Genomic DNA, 16,419 nt, shown 5'->3' on the forward strand with positions numbered 1-16,419 from the left:
ACAGTGCAGGTGGGGTGTCCATCAGATCCGGACGAGGACGGCCCCGTCCCGCACCTCGGCCGGGTACACCCGGACCGGTGCGACGGTGTCGGTTGTGCAGGCCCCGGTGTCGAAGCGGAAGGCGTACTGGTGCAGCGGGCAGGTCACGACGGCGCCGTCGATCTGGCCGTCGGCGAGCGGCCCCGCCCGGTGCGGGCACACCGCGTCCATCGCGCGCACCGTGCCGTCGGCCAGCAGGAACACCGCGATCTGCCTGCCGTCGACCACGTACGTCCGGCCCTCGCCCGGGGTGAGGTCCGAGACCTGCCCCACCGCCACCTCGCGGTCGGTCAGCGCCGTCATCGGACCGGCACCTGGGGAAGCGGCAGCAGGGGGAGCGACGGCTGGAACTGTGCGGCCGACTTCGGCGCGCTGCGCTCGCGCCACGGGTCCCGGTACCCCGCGACCGCGATCGCCATCCTCTCGTCCAGTCCGTTCACGATGCCCTCCTCGTCTCGAATCAACAACGCCTGCAGTCGTTCCAGGCCGACCCGTGGCACCCAGTCGTAGGTGCGTTCGAGCCACTTCGCGTCCTCGCGGTAGTGCTGGATGAACCGGCCCGCGAGCTCGACCACCGCGGCGGCCGAGTCGACGGTGGCGAGCAGATCGCCCTTGCGGATGTGCGCGCCGGCGGCGCCGCCGATGTAGACCTCCCAGCGGCCGTCCCCGACGGCGACGACACCGAGGTCCTTGCACAGGGCCTCCGAGCAGTTGCGGGGGCACCCGGCAACGGCGAGCTTGAGTTTCGCCGGGGTCTCCAGCCCCTGGAACCGTTCCTCGAGCGCGATGCCGAGGTTCGTGGAGTCGCCGAGCCCGAACCGGCAGAAGTCGCTGCCGACACACGTTTTCACGGTTCGCATGCTCTTGCCGTAGGCGTAGCCGGACGGCATGTCCAGATCACCCCACACCTTCGGCAGGTCCTCCTTCTTGATGCCGAGCAGGTCGATGCGCTGACCACCGGTGACCTTGACCAGCGGCACCGCGTACCTGTCGGCGACATCGGCGATGCGCCGCAGCTGGTCGGGTGTGGTGACACCGCCCTTCATCTGCGGGACCACCGAGAAGGTGCCGTCACGCTGGATGTTCGCGTGCACCCGGTCGTTGATGAACAGGGCGCCGCGCTCGTCCACCCAGTCCGGACCCCAGATCGTCCGCAGCAGGGATGCGAGGGGCATCTTCGCGGTCGCGACCTCGACGCCACCCTCGGCGAGCTCCGCGAACACCCGTGACACCGCGCGCAGGTCCCGCTCGCGGATCGCGGCGATCAGTTCCGCCTTCGTCATGGGGATGCACGGCACGTACCAGTCGGCCGCCGGATCCGCCTTCAGGTCCCCGCCCGCGGCGCAGGCGACGATGTCCGCGACCAGGGCCTTGCACGAGCCGCAGCCCTTGCCTGCCCGGGTCTTCGCGCACACCTCGGTCAGCGTCTGCGCGCCGGAATGCAGGCACGCCACCAGATCCCCCTTGGTGACGCCGTTGCAGTTGCACACCTGCGCGTCGTCGGGCAGATCCGCGGCGGCCGTGGCGCCGGCGGTTCCGGCGAGGTCGAACAGCAGCGAGAGCCGGTCCTCGGGCAGCTCCACCTTGCCGTCGAACACCTGGGTCAGCAGCGCGGCCTTGCCGGTCTCACCCATCAGCGTGGCACCGACGAGCTTGCCGTCGCGCACCACCACGTTCTTGTACACGCCGGTGCGGGAGTCGTAGAACTGGACGAACTCGTCGCCGTCGAGTTCCGGTCCCTTGACGCCCATCGCGGCGACGTCGAGTCCGGCGACCTTGAGCTTGGTGGTCGACGACGAACCCCGGTACGCCGCTTCGGGATTCGCGCCGGTGAGGTGTTCGGCGAGGACCACGGCCTGTTCCCAGACGGGCGCGACGAGACCGTACAGTTCGCCGCGGTGCTGGGCGCACTCGCCGACGGCGAACACCGAACCCTCGTCCTCGCAGCGCATCTGGTCGTCGACGACGATGCCCCGTTCGACGACGAGGCCGCCGGCGCGGGCCAGTTCGGTGTTCGGGCGGATGCCCGCCGTGACGACCACCATGTCGGCCGGCAGGCTGGTGCCGTCGGTGAACGCCACCCCGGTCACCGCGCCGAACGGGTCACGCAGCACCGCGGTGGTGCGCATGGCGGTGTGCACACCCACTCCGAGGCCCTCGATCTTCGCGCGCAGCACCTCGCCGCCGCGCTCGTCGAGCTGCTGGTTCATCAGGTGACCGGGGGAGTGCACGACGTTGACGGCCAGTCCCTGGGTGCGCAGCCCGTATGCGGCTTCGAGTCCGAGCAGTCCGCCGCCGATCACGACCGCGGTGACCCCGTCCCGGGACTGCGCCATCTGCAGCATCCCGTTGGTGTCCGCGATGGTGCGAAATCCGAACACGCCGCGGCCGAGCCGTCCGTCCGCTTCGCGCAGACCGTCCATGTTCGGGAAGAAGGTGTTCGACCCGGTCGCGACGACGAGGATGTCGTAGTCGACGACGCGGTCGCTCTCGCAGGTGACGGTCTTGGCGAACCGGTCCAGCCGCACCGCCCGGTCGCCCGCGTACAGGGTGACGCCGTTCTCGCGGTACCAGCTCATCGGGTTGAGGATGATGTCGTCGCCGTCCGCGGCCGCCTCACCTGCGAGGACGTGGGAGAGCATGATGCGGTTGTAGTTGCCGTACGGCTCGTCGCCGATCATGGTGATGTCGAACATGTCCCGGCCGCCGCGCGCGAGGATCTCCTCGACGGTGCGGGCGCCGGCCATGCCGTTGCCGATCACCAGCAGTCGCCTCTTCACGTCACCTGTGCTCGCCATGCAACGAGGGTGCGGCGCCGTGGTGACGCGATGGCTGCCGGGACGTTACGCGGCAATCAGGAACTGCTCACCTGAGCGGAGGGCACGCTGTCAGGGTTCTGTCATCGGGTGGACTCACCGGGTCGGCGACACCCGCGACAGCGAGTCTTCGAGTGTGGATCGAAGGACCTGGGGGAGATGGCGGCCCGTCGGCGGGCAGGGCCGGGGTCAGAGCAGGACCACCACCGCGACGAGGGCGAGCAGGGTGACGATGGTCGAGGTGACGATCGCGGTGAACGTGGCCGGTGCGAATTCACCGGACTCGATCTGCCGGCTGATGGCCCGGTATCGGAAGGTGCCGTACAGGGACACCAGCAGCCCCGCCGCGATCAGGATGATTCCGGCGGCCACGGCGTGGCCGCCGCGGTTCGGTGCGAACTTGGCGACCGCCACGCCGAGTGCGGCGACGCTGATCCCGGTTCGGTGCCACGCGAGATAGGTGCGCTCGTTCGCGAGGTGGTCGCGAGCGGTGCTCCCGGTGTTCGGCTGAGCGGGACCGAAGATGTTGCGGATCATGCGCCCTCCCGAGCCCCCGTTCCCTCATTGTCCGGTATCCGTGGCGTGCTGTCGTCCGGTAACGCCTCCCGGAGCGCTCGATTTCCCGCCCGCGAGGCAGGGGAGTGGCCGTTGCGCTGTCGACGGTGACGGGCGGAGGATGAATGGGAGCCGCGAGTCGGCTCGAAGCCCCTACTTTCGCTCGAAGGTTCGCACCATGTCCACCAAGATCATGTCCACGAAGATTGCCCCTGTTCTCGCCGCGACCGCCGTCACCCTCTCGCTCGGCGTTCTCGTACCTCCCGTCGCGTCGGCGAGTACGGCCGCGACCCCGGCCCTCGGGTCGGTTGCCCTCTGCTTCTCGGTCCCCGTCGGGTCCGCCGCCCTCGTCTGGTGCATCTGAGACCCGGACCGAAGTCTGACGGATTCTCCACCGCCACAAACCGATTCCCGCCGCGCGATTGCGCCCGCGAGATACCGGTGTGAGTGACGCGCGCTCCTCACCGGTCCTCACGGTGAGAGTCGGTCGGGATGCTCGATCGAGCCCGGTCCGTGGCGAGAATGTAGGCGCTGATCACCACGACCCACGCCGGGAACACCAGGGTCACCCAGAGGTTGAAGCTCACGACCACCAACAGAAGCACCGCGAACAGGTAGGTGGAGATAGCCAGCCATCGCGGCATCAGTCCGGTGCGCAGCCAGATGGTGCCGAGGGAGATCATGAACACCGCCGCCATGCGCACGCCGTAGACGTTGTTGACGTGCAGCATCACCTCCCGTCCGAAATACACCAGCCCGTCGGACGGCGGGGTCGACTCCGCGGACACCGCGAGTAGCCCGCCCGCGAGGGCCATCGACACGAACATCGTCGCGAGAAACAGCAGTCCGCTGCCGAGGAAGACGGTCGCGAAGAACCGGTCCTCGAGTTCCCCGAACCTGTCCCGGACGACGCCGATGAACCACAGGAAGGCGATACTCGCGAAGGGGGCCAGGATCAGGGCGAAGGTGATCTGTGACCGGTGGTGTAACCACGGTCCGCCGGTCGCGCCGGGTATCGCCGTGCGCAGCAGGGCGATGCTGGCTGCGAACAGGACACCGAACACGACGCCGGCGACCGCGGCTGCGCGTGGCGTCCGCAGCCGACCGGCCGCGGCCTCGCCCCGCGTATCGGCCATGGATCAATGGTCGCCGAAGTCCCGCCGCGGCACCAGGCATCCGTTCACGCGCCGCGCGGCATCGACATCGGCGGCATACTCGATACGAAGGCGCAGCGGCCGCTACGGAGGGGAGACCGATGGCACAGCCTGCGATTCTCAGCGTCGACGACGACCCGAGGGTTTCGCGCGCCATCGCCAGGGACCTGCGCAAACGCTACGGGGAGAAGTACCGGATCATCCGGGCGCAGTCGGGGGGCGAGGCCCTGGATGCGCTCAAGGAGATGAACTTGCGCGGCGACCCGGTCGCAGTTCTGGTCGCAGACCAGCGGATGCCGGGGATGAGCGGTATCGAGTTCCTCGAGAGCGGCATGGATCTGTACCCCGCCGCGAAACGGGTCCTGCTCACCGCCTACGCCGACACCGACGCCGCGATCGACGCGATCAACGTCGTCGACCTGGACCACTACCTGCTCAAGCCGTGGGATCCTCCCGAGGAGAAGCTCTATCCCGTGCTCGACGCCCTGCTCGACGCCTGGGTGACGTCCGACCGCAGGCCGGTGACGGAGACCAGGGTGGTCGGACACCGGTGGTCGGCACGGTCGTCGGAGGTGCGGGAGTTCCTGGCCCGTCCGACTTCTACGATCTCGTCGTCATCGGGGGCGGGCCCGCCGGGCTCGGCGCGGCCGTGTACGGCGCGTCCGAGGGCCTGCGCACCGTGCTGATCGAGCGTACGGCCACCGGCGGCCAGGCCGGGCAGAGCTCCCGGATAGAGAACTATCTCGGCTTTCCCGACGGACTGTCCGGTGCCCAGCTCGCGGACCGGGCGCGCAGGCAGGCCGCCAAGTTCGGTGCCGAGGTGATCACCACGCGCGACGTCGTTGCCCTGGAGGTGAACGGATCCGCGCGCACCGTCCGGTTCGCGGACGGCGCATCGCTGGACGGGCACACCGTGATCCTCGCGACCGGCGTCTCCTATCGGCAGCTGGCGGCCCCCGGTCTCGCCGAATTCACCGGCCGCGGTGTGTATTACGGGTCCGCGGTGACGGAGGCCGCGCGATGCAGCGGGCAGGACGTGTACATCGTCGGCGGGGCCAACTCGGCGGGGCAGGCAGCGGTCCACCTCGCCCGGGGCGCCCGGTCGGTCACCATCGTGGTGCGGGCGCGGTCTCTGGACGACTCGATGTCGCACTATCTGATCGGGCAGATCCGGCAGAACCCGAGGATCACGGTCCGGGCCTGCACCGAGGTGGTCGGCGTCGAGGGTGCCGACCACCTGGATCGGATCACGTTGCGTGACAACACCACCGGCCGCGACGAGATCGTCGACGCACATTGGCTTTTCCTGTTCATCGGGGCCGCGCCGCGCACCGACTGGCTCGACGGCGTCGTGGTGCGCGACGACCACGGCTACGTCGTGTCCGGCCCGGACCTGGTGGTCGACGGCAAACCGCCACGCGGCTGGGCACTCGAACGCCTGCCGGAGCATCTGGAGACCAGCGTTCCCGGGGTGTTCGCAGCCGGCGACGTGCGCGCCGACTCCGCGAAGCGGGTGGCGTCGGCGGTGGGGGAAGGCGCCATGGCCGTGATGCTGGTGCACCGATACCTGGCGAAGCCGTGAACGCGCGGCCGATCTGCTCGCCGGAGGAACTGCGCACGCTGTTCCTCTTCGAGAAGCTCGACGACGATCAGCTCGGGCAGTTGTGCCGCGCCGGGCGGGTCGAGGTGATCGAGCCGGGCCCGGTGTACCGCGAGGGCGACCCGGCGACCTGCTTCTACGTCCTCGTCGAGGGGGTGGTCGTGTTGACGAAGCTCTCGGGCGGACAGGACGTGGAGATGGTGCGCACCTCCCACCGAGGGGCGTACGCGGGCGCGTGGACCGCCTACATGGGCGACCGGGTACCGCAGGTCTACAGCGGCTCGATGACGGTCACCGAACGGTCCACCTTCTTCGTCCTCGACGCGAAGGATTTCGCACACTTCATGGCGGAGTGGTTCCCGATGGCGCTGCACCTGCTCGAGGGGCTCTTCTTCGGCAACCAGAGCTCCCGCGAGATCCTCGACCAGCGGGAGCGGCTGCTCGCGCTCGGTTCGCTCTCCGCCGGGCTGACACACGAGCTGAACAACCCGGCCGCGGCCGCGGTCCGGGCGACGTCCTCGTTGCGGGACCGGGTCGCCGGGATGCGACACAAGCTCGGGATGATCGCCTCGGGCACGTACGAACCCGCAACCCTCCACGCGCTGATCGGGATCCAGGGAGAGGCCGTCGACCTGGTCGCGAAGGCCCCGGTGCTGAGCCCCCTCGAGGCGGCGGACCGCGAGGACGTGCTCGGCGAATGGCTCGAGGATCACGGCATCGCGGGCGGCTGGACTCTCGCGCCGACCTTCGTGCAGGCCGGGCTCGCCGTCGACTGGCTCGAGCGGGTCGCGGCCGCGGTCGAGGCGGACGTCCTCCCCGGGGCCGTCACCTGGCTGAACTACACGGTCGAGACCGAACTGCTGATGGACGAGATCGCGGACTCCACCTCTCGGATCACGGCTCTCGTCGGTGCCGCCAAACAGTACTCGCAGATGGACCGCGCCCCGTTCCAGGTCGTGGACGTGCACGAACTGCTCGACAGCACTCTGGTGATGCTCGCCCGCAAGATCGGCGACGACATCGAGGTCGTCAAGGAGTACGACCGCGGTCTGCCGCGCGTCCCGGCGTATGCCGCCGAACTCAACCAGGTCTGGACGAACCTCATCGACAACGCCGTCGGTGCGATGGGCGGCGGCGGCACCCTCACCGTCCGCACCCACCGGGACGGCGACCACCTGGCCGTGGGGATCGGGGACACGGGGACCGGTATCCCGGAGGACATCCGCGGCCGCATCTTCGAGCCGTTCTTCACCACCAAGGGGGTCGGGGAGGGCACCGGGCTCGGGCTCGACATCTCGTGGCGAATCGTCGACAAGCACCAAGGCGACATCCGTGTGGAGTCACGGCCGGGGCACACCGAGTTCGTGGTCCGCATTCCGCTGACCGCGCCGGAAGGAGATCACGATGGCTGAGATCGAGGGGATCGACCCTGACGTGCCCCCGAGTGGGCCGGGCTGTGCGGAGTGCGACGCCGACGGGGGATGGTGGTTTCATCTGCGCAGATGCGCGCAGTGCGGTCACATCGGATGCTGCGACTCGTCACCCGCGCGGCACGCCAGCGCACACGCCGCGGCGACGGGGCACCGGTTCATCCAGAGTTTCGAGCCGGGAGAGGACTGGTTCTTCGACTATCGGACCGAGCAGATGTACGACGGCCCCGACCTCGCCCCGCCCCGGCACCACCCGACCGACCAGCCGGTTCCGGGGCCGGCAGGCCGGGTGCCCGACGACTGGGAGGGCCGCGTCCACTAGCGCCGACCGGTACCGCGGGTGGTTCGCCATTCCCGACGAGGCTGCCGGGATCCCGTCCCGCCGAGTCGTCACCGGCATCACGGTGCGCTGAGAAAGCCCTCGATCGTCGCGCCGAACAGTTCGGAACGGGTGAGGAGGTCGAGGTGGCCGCCGTCATGGAGGTCGAGAGTGGCGTGTGGCAGCAGCCGATGAAGGATGCGGGCGTTGGCGATCGGGACGAGCGGATCGTCGGTTCCGGCGATGACGAGGGTGGGTTGCCGGATCGCGGGCAACACGAACAGGCTCGTCCACAGCGCGCCTGCGGCGAGTTGGTAGAGGTATCCCCGCGTGGATCCGCCGAGGTGGTGCCGGGTGAGAAGGCCGGCCAGGTCGGCGTTGTCGCCGGCGATGGTGCCGCCGTAGAGACCGGGACCGATCTCGGTCAGGTGGTCGGGATCGGTGAACCGGCGCCGGCTCGTCATCCTCGTCAGTACCGATGGGCGCGCCGGAATCATCAGGGCACCGGTGCCCGTCGAGGCCAGTACCAACCGCCGGCATCGTCGAGGGTTCTGGAGGGCGAACTGCTGGGCCAGGCCGCCACCCCACGAGTAGCCGAGCACGTCGACCCGATCGTGGCCGAGGGCGTCGAGCAGACGGCCCAGCAGGCAGGCGAGCTGGGGAAGGGTTCGCGGTAGGACGCCGAGAGGCGACCCTCCGGCCCCCGGGACGTCGAATCGGATGACGGTGCGGTGCGGGGCCAGGTGGTCGACCAGGGGATCGAGCGCCTCCAGCGGAGCGCCGATTCCGTTGCACAGGACCAGTGGGATGCCGGTCCCCGCGCGCACGGCGACGCGAAGTGGACGTCGACCGACGCGCATCGTTCGGGGCGCGCGGACACCGTCGGCGGCCGCGCTCATCGGTAGATCACCACACACTCGGCGACGCACGCGGGCCGATCCGATCCGGCTGCCTCGAAGGTCAGCCCGATCACGGCCTCGACGCCGTGATCACGCCGCCGGGCCGACACGATGCGGGCGGTCGCGCGGACCTTCGATCCCACTGCGACCGGCGCCGGAAAGCGCACCCTGTTCACCCCGTAGTTGACGGCGGCGCCGAGGTTCTCGATGGTCAGCACGTCACCGATGGCCCGGGCAGCGAGTGACAGCGTCAGGTAGCCGTGCGCGATGGTGCCCCCGAACGGCCCGGCCGCGGCACGTTCGGGGTCGGTGTGGATCCACTGGTGGTCGCCGGTGGCGTCGGCGAACAGGTTCACCCGGTCCTGCGTGATCGGGTACCAGTCGGTCGTGCCGAGGGTCTGCCCGGTGAGGTCGAGGAGGTCTGCGGGGTGCTGCACGGTGGTCGTCTTGGGGGTCCTTCCGTGGTCGTGACGGTTGCGGGTCGAGGTGCGGTCAGCGTTCACGGACGTACGAGCCCGGTGCCGGGGCCACCGGGGCGAACCCGGCGCAGCCCAGCGCTGTGGGAGCGGCCTTCTCGGGTCCGCTGCGGTCGGCGAGCCAGGCCGCGTAGTGGGGCCACCACGAATCCGAGTGCTTCTCGGCTTCGGAGGCCCACCGCTCCGGGTCCGGGGTGTCGGGGCGCGCGACCCGGTACGACGCGCGCGGGTTGCCGGGCGGGTTGACCAGGGCCGCGATGTGGCCGCTGGTGGACAACACGAATTCGGTGTCGCCGCCGAGCAGTCGGGCGCTGCGAAAGCCGGCCTGCCACGGGCTGATGTGGTCCGCCACCCCCGCGATCACATACGAGTCCGTGGTGATCGTCGACAGGTCGACCGGAGTGCCGAGCATGGTTGCCCGGCCGGGGGTCGCGAGGGCGTTGTCGAGCCCGGCCTGCACCATGTCGCGATGCAGGGCGGCACTCATCCGGGTGGTGTCGGCGTTCCAGAACAGGACGTCGAACGGGGCCGGGGTCCGTCCCTGGATGTAGTTGTTGACCCAGTACCGCCACACCAGGTCGGTCGGGCGCAGCCAGGCGAACACCTCCGCGAGTGAGCGGCCGTCGAGGTATCCGCGGGCGGCGGACCGGCGCAGAGCTTCCTTCGCGGTGAACCTGTCCAACGCTGCCGAGGCGAAGCCGGCGTTCCGCTGGTCGAGCACGGTCACCGCCAGCGCCAGCCCTGCCACCCGGTCGCCCTGCCCGATGCCGGACAGGTGCGCGGCGACCATCGCCGCGAGCATGCCTCCCGAGCAGGTCGCGAACAGGTGGGTTCGATCGGTGCGGGTGACCGCTTCGATCGCGTCGAGTGCGTCGACGACGGCCTGGCCGTACGTGTCGAAACCCCAATCTCGCTGCTGTGCTGTCGGATTCCGCCAGGAGATCGTGAAGACCTGCTGGCCCTGATCGAGGAAGTACTCGACCAGGCTGCGCCCCGGAGCAATGTCGACGGCGTAGTACTTGTTGATCACCGGAGGCACGATCAGCAGCGGTGTCGTGCGGACCCTCGTGGTCCGCGGTGCGTACTGGATCAGCTCGAGCACCGGTGAGCGGAAGATCACCGAACCCGGTGTCGCGGCGACCGTCCCACCGACGGAGAACGCGTCGGGTTCCACCATCGTGGGGATCCGCGGCACGGTGGCGAGGTCGCCGACCAGGTTCTTCACGCCACGGACGATGCTGGCGCCACCGGTGTCGATGACCGCCTTGTATCCGAGCGGGTTGAGCAGTGGATTGTTCGTGGGCGCGGCCGCCTCGACGAGGTTGTCGACGACGAACTGCACGCGTTCCCGGTCGCGCCAGTCCAGGTCGGCGTCGGCCACCAGCCGATCGGCGGTGTCCGCCGCCGCGAGGTACGCCTGCATGATCCGGCGCAGCACGGGGTTCGCCGACCAGGCCGGGTCGGCGAACCGCTTGTCGGCGCGTGCGGGTTGCCGCGTCGAGGTGCCACGCGCGGTGCCGGCCAACTCGCCCGCCAGCCCGCACCCCCGGCCGATGAGAGAGCGAGGGGACCTGGCCAGGCTCGTGGACAAACGCAGCCACGAGAGGGCGTGCGGTGTCCGCCGGGGCGGTTCCGGAGCGGATGCGGCCTGCAGCCGGGTGACGTCGGAGGTTGTCGATGCGGTGGAGGTCATGAAGTGGTCCTTCGATGGGGTCGGTGGATGTGGGTGACGGCGTCGATGTGGGCCAGAGGTGGTCGTCGATCGGCCGGTGCCTGCAACGCTATGAGCGGGGTCGGCAGTGAACCATGTCGCCGGTGAACCAACTGTCGGCGCGCACATGTCCTGCGGGGACAATGCCTGACCTGCGCAAAGTCCTTCCGATGACAGCGGCGGCGGCCTACTCTCGATCCATGGCCGGAATGTCCGCCCACGCTGTCGACGCCGATGTCGACGCGCGGGTGTCCGCCATCGCGACCGTCATGCAGTCGCGGCTGCCGCAGATCACCGCGACCATCCGCGAGGTGCTCGCGGCCGAGATCGGCGAGCTTCGTGATCCGCCGATGCTCGAGATGCTCGACGGGAGCATCGAGGGCAATGTCGAGACCGTCCTGCAGACGTTGCGATACAACATCTCCGCCGCCCACCTCGAGGCTTCGGCGTCGGCAATGGAATACGCGCGGCGACTCGCCCGGCACGACGTTCCGGTCAACGCGCTCGTCCGTGCCTACCGGCTCGGGCAGACCGTTCTGGTGGACACGGCACTCGGTGAAATCGACGGTTCCGCAGAGGATCCCGAGATGGTACTTCGGATCGCGCGGCGGATCGTGACCGTGATCGCGGCCTACGTCGACTGGATCTCTCAGCAGGCCGTCCAGATGTACGAAACCGAACGAGAACGCTGGCTGCTCAACCGCAACCGGGTCCGCGCCCTTCGCGTCCGCGAGCTCATCGCCGACGAGAACGCGGAGTCGCTGTCGATCGAGTCCTCCATCGGATACCCGTTGCGGCACAACCATCTCGCGTTGATCCTCGGGCTCTCCGAGGATCTGGAGGATGACGAGGGGCCCGCCCGGCTCGAGCAGTGTGCGCGTCGCATCGCGCGGCTGCTTCGCTCCCGCGGCGAACCGCTGTTCGTGGCCGCCGACCGGAACACCGGTTGGGCATGGATACCGCTGGGGGAGGGTGTGGACGCCGCCCGCGCCGTCACCGCGATCCGGCAGTTCGCCGACCGGGACCGGCCCGCCCGCATCGCAGTCGGCGGCCCCCTCCCCGGGGTGTCAGGGTTCCGCAGATCCCACATCCAGGCGGATGCCGCCAGGCGGGTGGCGGTCGCGGTCGGGCCGGCCGGACCCACGGTCACCGCCTTCACCGACCCCGGAGTCGCGACCACGGCACTGCTCGTGCAGGACCTCACCGCGACCCGGCGCTGGGTGCGGTACTTCCTCGGCGGACTCGCTGCCGACACCCCCGGAAACGACCGGCTGCGCGAGACGCTTCGGGTCTTCCTGGAGACCGGGGCGAGCAACAAGGCCGCGGCCGAGAGGTTGACGCTGCACTACAACACCGTCAAGTACCGAGTGCAGCGGGCGCAGGTCGAGCGGGGACGCCCGATCGGAACCGACCGTCTCGAGGTCGAACTCGCCCTCCAGGTCTGCCACCTGCTCGGGGACGTCGTACTCGCCGAATCCGGCGAGATCAACAGTGGTCCCGGGCCGCCGCTGCGACAAGGCCGACCGGGCCGTCCCGCCTGAGTGGTCGTGCGCGACCTCCGCGTCAGCGGTGCGCAGGATGCCTCACCCCCCGGCCGCCAGGACCGGTCGGCGGAGCGTCCAGCATGCTGTCCGGCCAGATCATCCACCTTGCGAGGGAAGGAAGCCAGATGTCCACGATCCATCTGAACGAGACGACCACCGCCACACCCGAGCAGTTCGTCGCCGGGCTCACCGACTTCGGGCCGCGCCGCCACGAGATCTTCGGCAACAGCGCCGACAGCTACCTGAAGGTGCACAAGAAGGGCCCCCAGGACGCCGACGTCACGGAGGGGTCGAACGGCATCTGGGAACGCCTGCACTACGACTGGTCCGACCCCCGCCACGTCGTCATGACGACGACCGACTCCAACCTGTGGGGAGGCCACTCCGGCCACACCTACACGCTCACGCCCCAGGCCGACGGGAAGACCGATGTGGACGTCGTAGTGGTTCGCGACGGCAAGAACCTCAAGGGACGGTTGCTGGCGGGCGTTCTCGCGGTGTTCGGCAAGGTCGTCCTGGGAAGCACGTTCAAGAAGTCCGTCAGGGCGATCGAAGCCCGCAACAGCGGTGCCGGCGGCGGTGGGCTCGGAGACACGGGGAAGGAGACCTGACGGACTTCCGGGTGGGCGGAACCGCCGGGTGCGTCACGCGTCGAGCCGGGTGGCAGCGGCCAGTTCTCTCTCCGCGTGCCGCTCGACGAGCAGGGGGACGAAGTCCCGGATCGGCCGGTCGGCGAAGTGATCGCGCGCGCGGGCCACGGCCGCGGCCACTGTTTCGATCGGAAGGTCCGAGTGCTTGTCGGCGAGACGTCGGGTCGCCAACGCGATCAGATGCCGTTCTTCGCTGGGCAACATGAGGCAGTGTGACTCCGTGGGGGCTGCACGTCAACAGGTACGGTGTACTTGCGGCATGCTTGCGGAAACATCAGTGGCGCAGTCGAATCCGGTGCGGGTGTCGCACCGGCGGGGTGCACTCCGCTCAGCCGGCGGTCTCGCTGGACAGCACCGTGCGGTGACGGGCGGGATCGAACGACTCGAAATCCGCGTTGCCGACCGCGAACATGCCGCGCTGGGGAAGCCAGAAGTCGCCGAGGCGGTCCTGGTGGGACAGCGGCCCGGGGGTGCCCAGGTCGGTGCCTCGCAGGTGGGCCTCGCTCGCGGTCACCGCCCACAACATCTGTGGTGCGACACCGAAACGCTGCCCGTTGGGGACCGTGCCGCAGAGGCCGATTCGACCGGTCCGAAGCAGTGGGCGCGCGGTGCGCCCCATCATCTTCAGGAACGGTTCGTTGCGCCAGACGGCGACGGGCAGCCGGCGACCGATCGCCGACATCATCGCGGTGGCCGGGGTCGACGCGAGCCCGATCCGCCACGCGAGGACCTCGGGGATCGTGACCCGCAGTTCGTACGGCCCGTCCCATTCGAGGTCGATGTTCGTGTGGACGGTGTGCGTGGTGGTGGAGGAGGCGAAGTAGCGCGGACAACTCTGCTCCGGCTCCGCCGTCGAGAAGAACGTCCACTCGCCGTCCGGGTCCCGGTGCCACACGGTGCGGTACGCGGGTCCGATCGTGGTGGCCGGGAAGTGCCGCAGGGCGAGGTAGTGGCCGCTGTCGAACGGCAGTCCCATCACGCCGTAGCCGGTGAGCCGTTCGTCGGTTCCCGGCCACAGCGGTGCATCGCGCACAGTGGCGAGGGCAGCCTGTTCAGGGGTGCTGTAACTGGTCATGACGCAATCCTCGGCCGCTCGCCGCGGCTCGGCATGGGGCATCCGCCCCAATTTCGGCGGATCAGTTGCCGCGGACGGGACGCGGCATGAGCAGTGGCGCCGCGATCGCGAGCATCAGTGTCGGCAGCACGAACGCCGCGATCGGGTTGACCGCGTACAGCGGTGTCAACGTCATCGGCGCCAGCGCGGCCCCGCCGAACCGCAACGCCTGCACCACCGAGACCGCGCCTGCGCGGTTGGCGCCCTCCGACATGAGGATCGCCGAGTTGACCCCGACCAGCACGAACTGCCCGGCGACGCCGGCCAGCGCCCAGGTCACCGCGACCGCGCCGACCGAGCCGAGCAGCCCTGTCGCCGCGACCAGGACCGCGCCGCCGACCGCGCCGGTGATCACCGCGGCGCGGGCGCCGAACCGGTCGATCGCGATTCCGACCGGCCGCGCGGCGAGCATCCCCGCCACACCGAACCCGGTCAGCAGCAGGCCACGGTGGGCGGAGTCCAGGCCGAGGGTGTCCTCGGCGTGGAACGCGACCAGGAAGTTCAGCCCACCGAGCGCGCCCCAGCCGAGCAGGGCCACCAGACCGACCCGCAGCACGGTCGGGCGCAGGGCGTCGCGCAGCCGGGGCGGCGTACCCGCCGGCCCCGCCCCCCGCGAGGGCGGCAGGCCGAGCGCGCCGAGCAACACCGCGACCACCGCGATCACCACGAACGCGAGCCGCCAGTTGACCTCCGCCGCGAGCCCGCCGACCAGCGGGGCGGTCGTCTGCCCCGCGGCCTGTAGCGCGCCGAACACCCCCAGCGCCCGGCCGAGGCGCGCCTTCGGTGTGACCGCCGCCAGCGCGGCCAGCAGCAGAGGCGTGGTGAACGCGTTGGCGCAGCCCTGCACCACCCGGCTGACCTGGAACACCGCGAACGTCGGTGCCAGGACCGCGAGCGCCGCGGCCACCGCGTACACGCCGTATGCGATGCGGACGGTGCGCAACCCGCCCCAGCGGGCGCCGTAGGTGCCGGAGACGAGCATCAGTGCCGCGAACGGCAGCAGGTAGGCGGTCAGCGCCGACGCGGCCTGCGCGGTGCTCACCCCGAGCGAGTCACCGAGCTCCGGCAGCATCGACGTGACGACACCTCCGCCGAACGGACCCAGAAATCCACCGGCGTACAGCGCGCCGCGCTGCATCCGGGACCGCACACCCGCCACGTCAGATGCCCTGGCGGGATCTCACCGTGGCGCGCCGCTCAGACGCCACCGAAGCTGCCGGGGCCGCGCCGGCGCAGATAGCGCTCGAACTCGGCGGCGATGGCGTCGCCGTCGATCTTGGAGATCACGTCGGAGATGTCCACCTCGGCGTCGCCGCGTTCCTCGAGCGAACGCACGTACTCGGAGATCTCCTCGTCCTCCTCGGTCATCTCGGTGACGGTCTGCTCCCAGTCCTCCGCCTGCCCCGGCAGTTCGCCGAGCGGGACCTCCACGTCGAGCACGTCCTCGACGCGGCGCAGCAGCGCGACGGTCGCCTTCGGATTCGGCGGCTGCGAGACGTAGTGCGGGACGGCCGCCCAGAACGAGATGGCGGGGACGCCGGCCTTGACGCACTCGTCCTGCAACACCCCGGTGATGCCGGTCGGCCCCTCGTACCGGGTCTGTTCCAGGTTGAACGCCTGCGCGGACTCGGTGCTGTAGGCGGTGCCGGTGACCGGCACCGGACGGGTGTGCGGGGTGTCCGCGAGCAGGGCCCCGAGGATGACCACCGTGGTGACGCCGAGTTCCTCGATGATCTCGAGGAGGTCGTCGCAGAAGCTGCGCCAGCGCATGTTCGGTTCGATGCCGCGCAGCAGCAGCACGTCCCGTTCGCTGCCGGGGGGCGAGCACACCGAGATCCTGGTCGCGGGCCACTGGATCTCCCGGGTCACGCCGTCGACCTGCCGGACCTGTGGACGGTTGACCTGGTAGTCGTAGTAGTCCTCGGAGTCCAGTTCGGCGAGTGGCCTGGCATCCCAGATCAATTCGAGGTGCTCGACCGCGCCGCTGGCGGCGTCTCCGGCATCGTTCCAGCCCTCGAACGCGGCCACGAGAATCGGGTCACGGAGGGTGGGGACGTCGTCGTCGGGCGTCTCGGAGTGTTCGGTTGGACTCACCTGCCCAGCCTACGGCCA

The 16,419-nt window shown here is 69.9% G+C and carries 16 protein-coding genes and 1 pseudogene; 6 read left to right on the forward strand and 11 right to left on the reverse strand.

Features of this window, described 5'->3' with window-relative positions:
• Positions 1 to 21: 21 nt before the first annotated feature.
• The 3 genes from ACWDUM_RS20350 to ACWDUM_RS20360 all read right to left on the reverse strand — a co-directional run bounded on the left by ACWDUM_RS20350 (position 22) and on the right by ACWDUM_RS20360 (position 3,392).
• Complete coding sequence (locus ACWDUM_RS20350) at positions 22 to 342, reverse strand: Rieske (2Fe-2S) protein (protein WP_450116667.1); 321 nt, start codon at positions 340 to 342, stop codon at positions 22 to 24.
• On the reverse strand, positions 339 to 2,837 hold the full coding sequence (nirB, locus tag ACWDUM_RS20355; protein ID WP_450135340.1) for a nitrite reductase large subunit NirB: 2,499 nt from the start codon (positions 2,835 to 2,837) through the stop codon (positions 339 to 341). The genes ACWDUM_RS20350 and nirB overlap by 4 nt, the downstream gene beginning before the upstream one ends.
• A 207-nt stretch (positions 2,838 to 3,044) precedes the next feature.
• Positions 3,045 to 3,392: a YidH family protein gene (locus tag ACWDUM_RS20360; RefSeq protein ID WP_450135341.1), complete on the reverse strand. Its 348-nt coding sequence runs from the start codon at positions 3,390 to 3,392 to the stop codon at positions 3,045 to 3,047.
• A gap of 196 nt (positions 3,393 to 3,588) precedes the next feature.
• Here ACWDUM_RS20360 and ACWDUM_RS20365 point away from each other — a divergent pair, with 196 nt between their 5' ends.
• The gene (locus ACWDUM_RS20365) at positions 3,589 to 3,774 is read left to right on the forward strand and encodes a hypothetical protein (RefSeq protein WP_450135342.1); all 186 of its coding nucleotides are present in this window, start codon (positions 3,589 to 3,591) and stop codon (positions 3,772 to 3,774) included.
• Positions 3,775 to 3,871: 97 nt separating this feature from the next.
• Here the strand turns inward: ACWDUM_RS20365 and ACWDUM_RS20370 are convergent, their stop codons facing one another.
• Entirely contained in the window at positions 3,872 to 4,546 is a 675-nt protein-coding gene (locus ACWDUM_RS20370; RefSeq protein WP_450135343.1) for a hypothetical protein, read from the reverse strand.
• 119 nt (positions 4,547 to 4,665) lie between these two features.
• Between ACWDUM_RS20370 and ACWDUM_RS20375 the strand changes: the two are divergent.
• From ACWDUM_RS20375 to ACWDUM_RS20385, 3 genes and pseudogenes are all read left to right on the forward strand, one after another.
• Positions 4,666 to 6,146 (forward strand): annotated as a pseudogene (locus tag ACWDUM_RS20375) (FAD-dependent oxidoreductase).
• Positions 6,143 to 7,576 carry an ATP-binding protein gene (locus ACWDUM_RS20380; RefSeq protein ID WP_450135344.1) on the forward strand — a complete coding sequence of 478 codons (1,434 nt, stop codon included), beginning with the start codon at positions 6,143 to 6,145 and terminating at the stop codon, positions 7,574 to 7,576. Before ACWDUM_RS20375 ends, ACWDUM_RS20380 begins: the two are co-directional and overlap by 4 nt.
• Positions 7,569 to 7,916 (forward strand): UBP-type zinc finger domain-containing protein, encoded by a 348-nt coding sequence (locus tag ACWDUM_RS20385; RefSeq protein ID WP_450135345.1) that lies wholly within the window; start codon positions 7,569 to 7,571, stop codon positions 7,914 to 7,916. The genes ACWDUM_RS20380 and ACWDUM_RS20385 overlap by 8 nt, the downstream gene beginning before the upstream one ends.
• A 77-nt stretch (positions 7,917 to 7,993) precedes the next feature.
• Here the strand turns inward: ACWDUM_RS20385 and ACWDUM_RS20390 are convergent, their stop codons facing one another.
• Genes ACWDUM_RS20390 through ACWDUM_RS20400 form a run of 3 tightly spaced genes read right to left on the reverse strand, consistent with a single transcriptional unit; the run spans position 7,994 to position 10,981 of the window.
• On the reverse strand, positions 7,994 to 8,812 hold the full coding sequence (locus ACWDUM_RS20390) for an alpha/beta fold hydrolase (RefSeq protein WP_450135346.1): 819 nt from the start codon (positions 8,810 to 8,812) through the stop codon (positions 7,994 to 7,996).
• Positions 8,809 to 9,249 carry a MaoC family dehydratase gene (locus ACWDUM_RS20395; protein WP_450135675.1) on the reverse strand — a complete coding sequence of 147 codons (441 nt, stop codon included), beginning with the start codon at positions 9,247 to 9,249 and terminating at the stop codon, positions 8,809 to 8,811. The genes ACWDUM_RS20390 and ACWDUM_RS20395 overlap by 4 nt, the downstream gene beginning before the upstream one ends.
• Positions 9,250 to 9,304: 55 nt before the next feature.
• Positions 9,305 to 10,981, reverse strand: coding sequence for a PHA/PHB synthase family protein (locus tag ACWDUM_RS20400; RefSeq protein WP_450135347.1), 1,677 nt, complete (start codon positions 10,979 to 10,981; stop codon positions 9,305 to 9,307).
• Between the two features lie 218 nt (positions 10,982 to 11,199).
• Here ACWDUM_RS20400 and ACWDUM_RS20405 point away from each other — a divergent pair, with 218 nt between their 5' ends.
• The gene (locus tag ACWDUM_RS20405; protein ID WP_450135348.1) at positions 11,200 to 12,540 is read left to right on the forward strand and encodes a PucR family transcriptional regulator; all 1,341 of its coding nucleotides are present in this window, start codon (positions 11,200 to 11,202) and stop codon (positions 12,538 to 12,540) included.
• Between the two features lie 128 nt (positions 12,541 to 12,668).
• Positions 12,669 to 13,154 (forward strand): hypothetical protein, encoded by a 486-nt coding sequence (locus tag ACWDUM_RS20410; RefSeq protein WP_450135349.1) that lies wholly within the window; start codon positions 12,669 to 12,671, stop codon positions 13,152 to 13,154.
• Positions 13,155 to 13,187: 33 nt separating this feature from the next.
• On the opposite strand, the gene ACWDUM_RS20415 is transcribed toward ACWDUM_RS20410, so the two are convergent.
• The 4 genes from ACWDUM_RS20415 to ACWDUM_RS20430 all read right to left on the reverse strand — a co-directional run bounded on the left by ACWDUM_RS20415 (position 13,188) and on the right by ACWDUM_RS20430 (position 16,401).
• Positions 13,188 to 13,397, reverse strand: coding sequence for a three-helix bundle dimerization domain-containing protein (locus ACWDUM_RS20415; RefSeq protein ID WP_450116678.1), 210 nt, complete (start codon positions 13,395 to 13,397; stop codon positions 13,188 to 13,190).
• Between the two features lie 124 nt (positions 13,398 to 13,521).
• Positions 13,522 to 14,268: a hypothetical protein gene (locus tag ACWDUM_RS20420; RefSeq protein ID WP_450135350.1), complete on the reverse strand. Its 747-nt coding sequence runs from the start codon at positions 14,266 to 14,268 to the stop codon at positions 13,522 to 13,524.
• A 61-nt stretch (positions 14,269 to 14,329) separates the two neighbouring features.
• The gene (locus ACWDUM_RS20425; protein ID WP_450135676.1) at positions 14,330 to 15,445 is read right to left on the reverse strand and encodes an MFS transporter; all 1,116 of its coding nucleotides are present in this window, start codon (positions 15,443 to 15,445) and stop codon (positions 14,330 to 14,332) included.
• A gap of 59 nt (positions 15,446 to 15,504) precedes the next feature.
• Positions 15,505 to 16,401 carry a PAC2 family protein gene (locus ACWDUM_RS20430; RefSeq protein ID WP_450116680.1) on the reverse strand — a complete coding sequence of 299 codons (897 nt, stop codon included), beginning with the start codon at positions 16,399 to 16,401 and terminating at the stop codon, positions 15,505 to 15,507.
• Positions 16,402 to 16,419: the final 18 nt, after the last annotated feature.

Source organism: Rhodococcus sp. NPDC003322, assembly GCF_053589555.1.

Excerpts from the sequence above, each read along its gene's own strand:
- ACWDUM_RS20420 (WP_450135350.1), bottom strand. The coding sequence starts at position 14,268 with ATGACCAGTTACAGCACCCCTGAACAGGCTGCCCTCGCCACTGTGCGC.
- ACWDUM_RS20410 (WP_450135349.1), top strand. The coding sequence starts at position 12,669 with ATGTCCACGATCCATCTGAACGAGACGACCACCGCCACACCCGAGCAG.
- ACWDUM_RS20385 (WP_450135345.1), top strand. The coding sequence starts at position 7,569 with ATGGCTGAGATCGAGGGGATCGACCCTGACGTGCCCCCGAGTGGGCCG.
- ACWDUM_RS20405 (WP_450135348.1), top strand. The coding sequence starts at position 11,200 with ATGGCCGGAATGTCCGCCCACGCTGTCGACGCCGATGTCGACGCGCGG.
- ACWDUM_RS20415 (WP_450116678.1), bottom strand. The coding sequence starts at position 13,397 with ATGTTGCCCAGCGAAGAACGGCATCTGATCGCGTTGGCGACCCGACGT.
- ACWDUM_RS20360 (WP_450135341.1), bottom strand. The coding sequence starts at position 3,392 with ATGATCCGCAACATCTTCGGTCCCGCTCAGCCGAACACCGGGAGCACC.
- ACWDUM_RS20350 (WP_450116667.1), bottom strand. The coding sequence starts at position 342 with ATGACGGCGCTGACCGACCGCGAGGTGGCGGTGGGGCAGGTCTCGGAC.
- ACWDUM_RS20365 (WP_450135342.1), top strand. The coding sequence starts at position 3,589 with ATGTCCACCAAGATCATGTCCACGAAGATTGCCCCTGTTCTCGCCGCG.
- nirB (WP_450135340.1), bottom strand. The coding sequence starts at position 2,837 with ATGGCGAGCACAGGTGACGTGAAGAGGCGACTGCTGGTGATCGGCAAC.
- ACWDUM_RS20370 (WP_450135343.1), bottom strand. The coding sequence starts at position 4,546 with ATGGCCGATACGCGGGGCGAGGCCGCGGCCGGTCGGCTGCGGACGCCA.
- ACWDUM_RS20425 (WP_450135676.1), bottom strand. The coding sequence starts at position 15,445 with ATGCAGCGCGGCGCGCTGTACGCCGGTGGATTTCTGGGTCCGTTCGGC.
- ACWDUM_RS20390 (WP_450135346.1), bottom strand. The coding sequence starts at position 8,812 with ATGAGCGCGGCCGCCGACGGTGTCCGCGCGCCCCGAACGATGCGCGTC.
- ACWDUM_RS20400 (WP_450135347.1), bottom strand. The coding sequence starts at position 10,981 with ATGACCTCCACCGCATCGACAACCTCCGACGTCACCCGGCTGCAGGCC.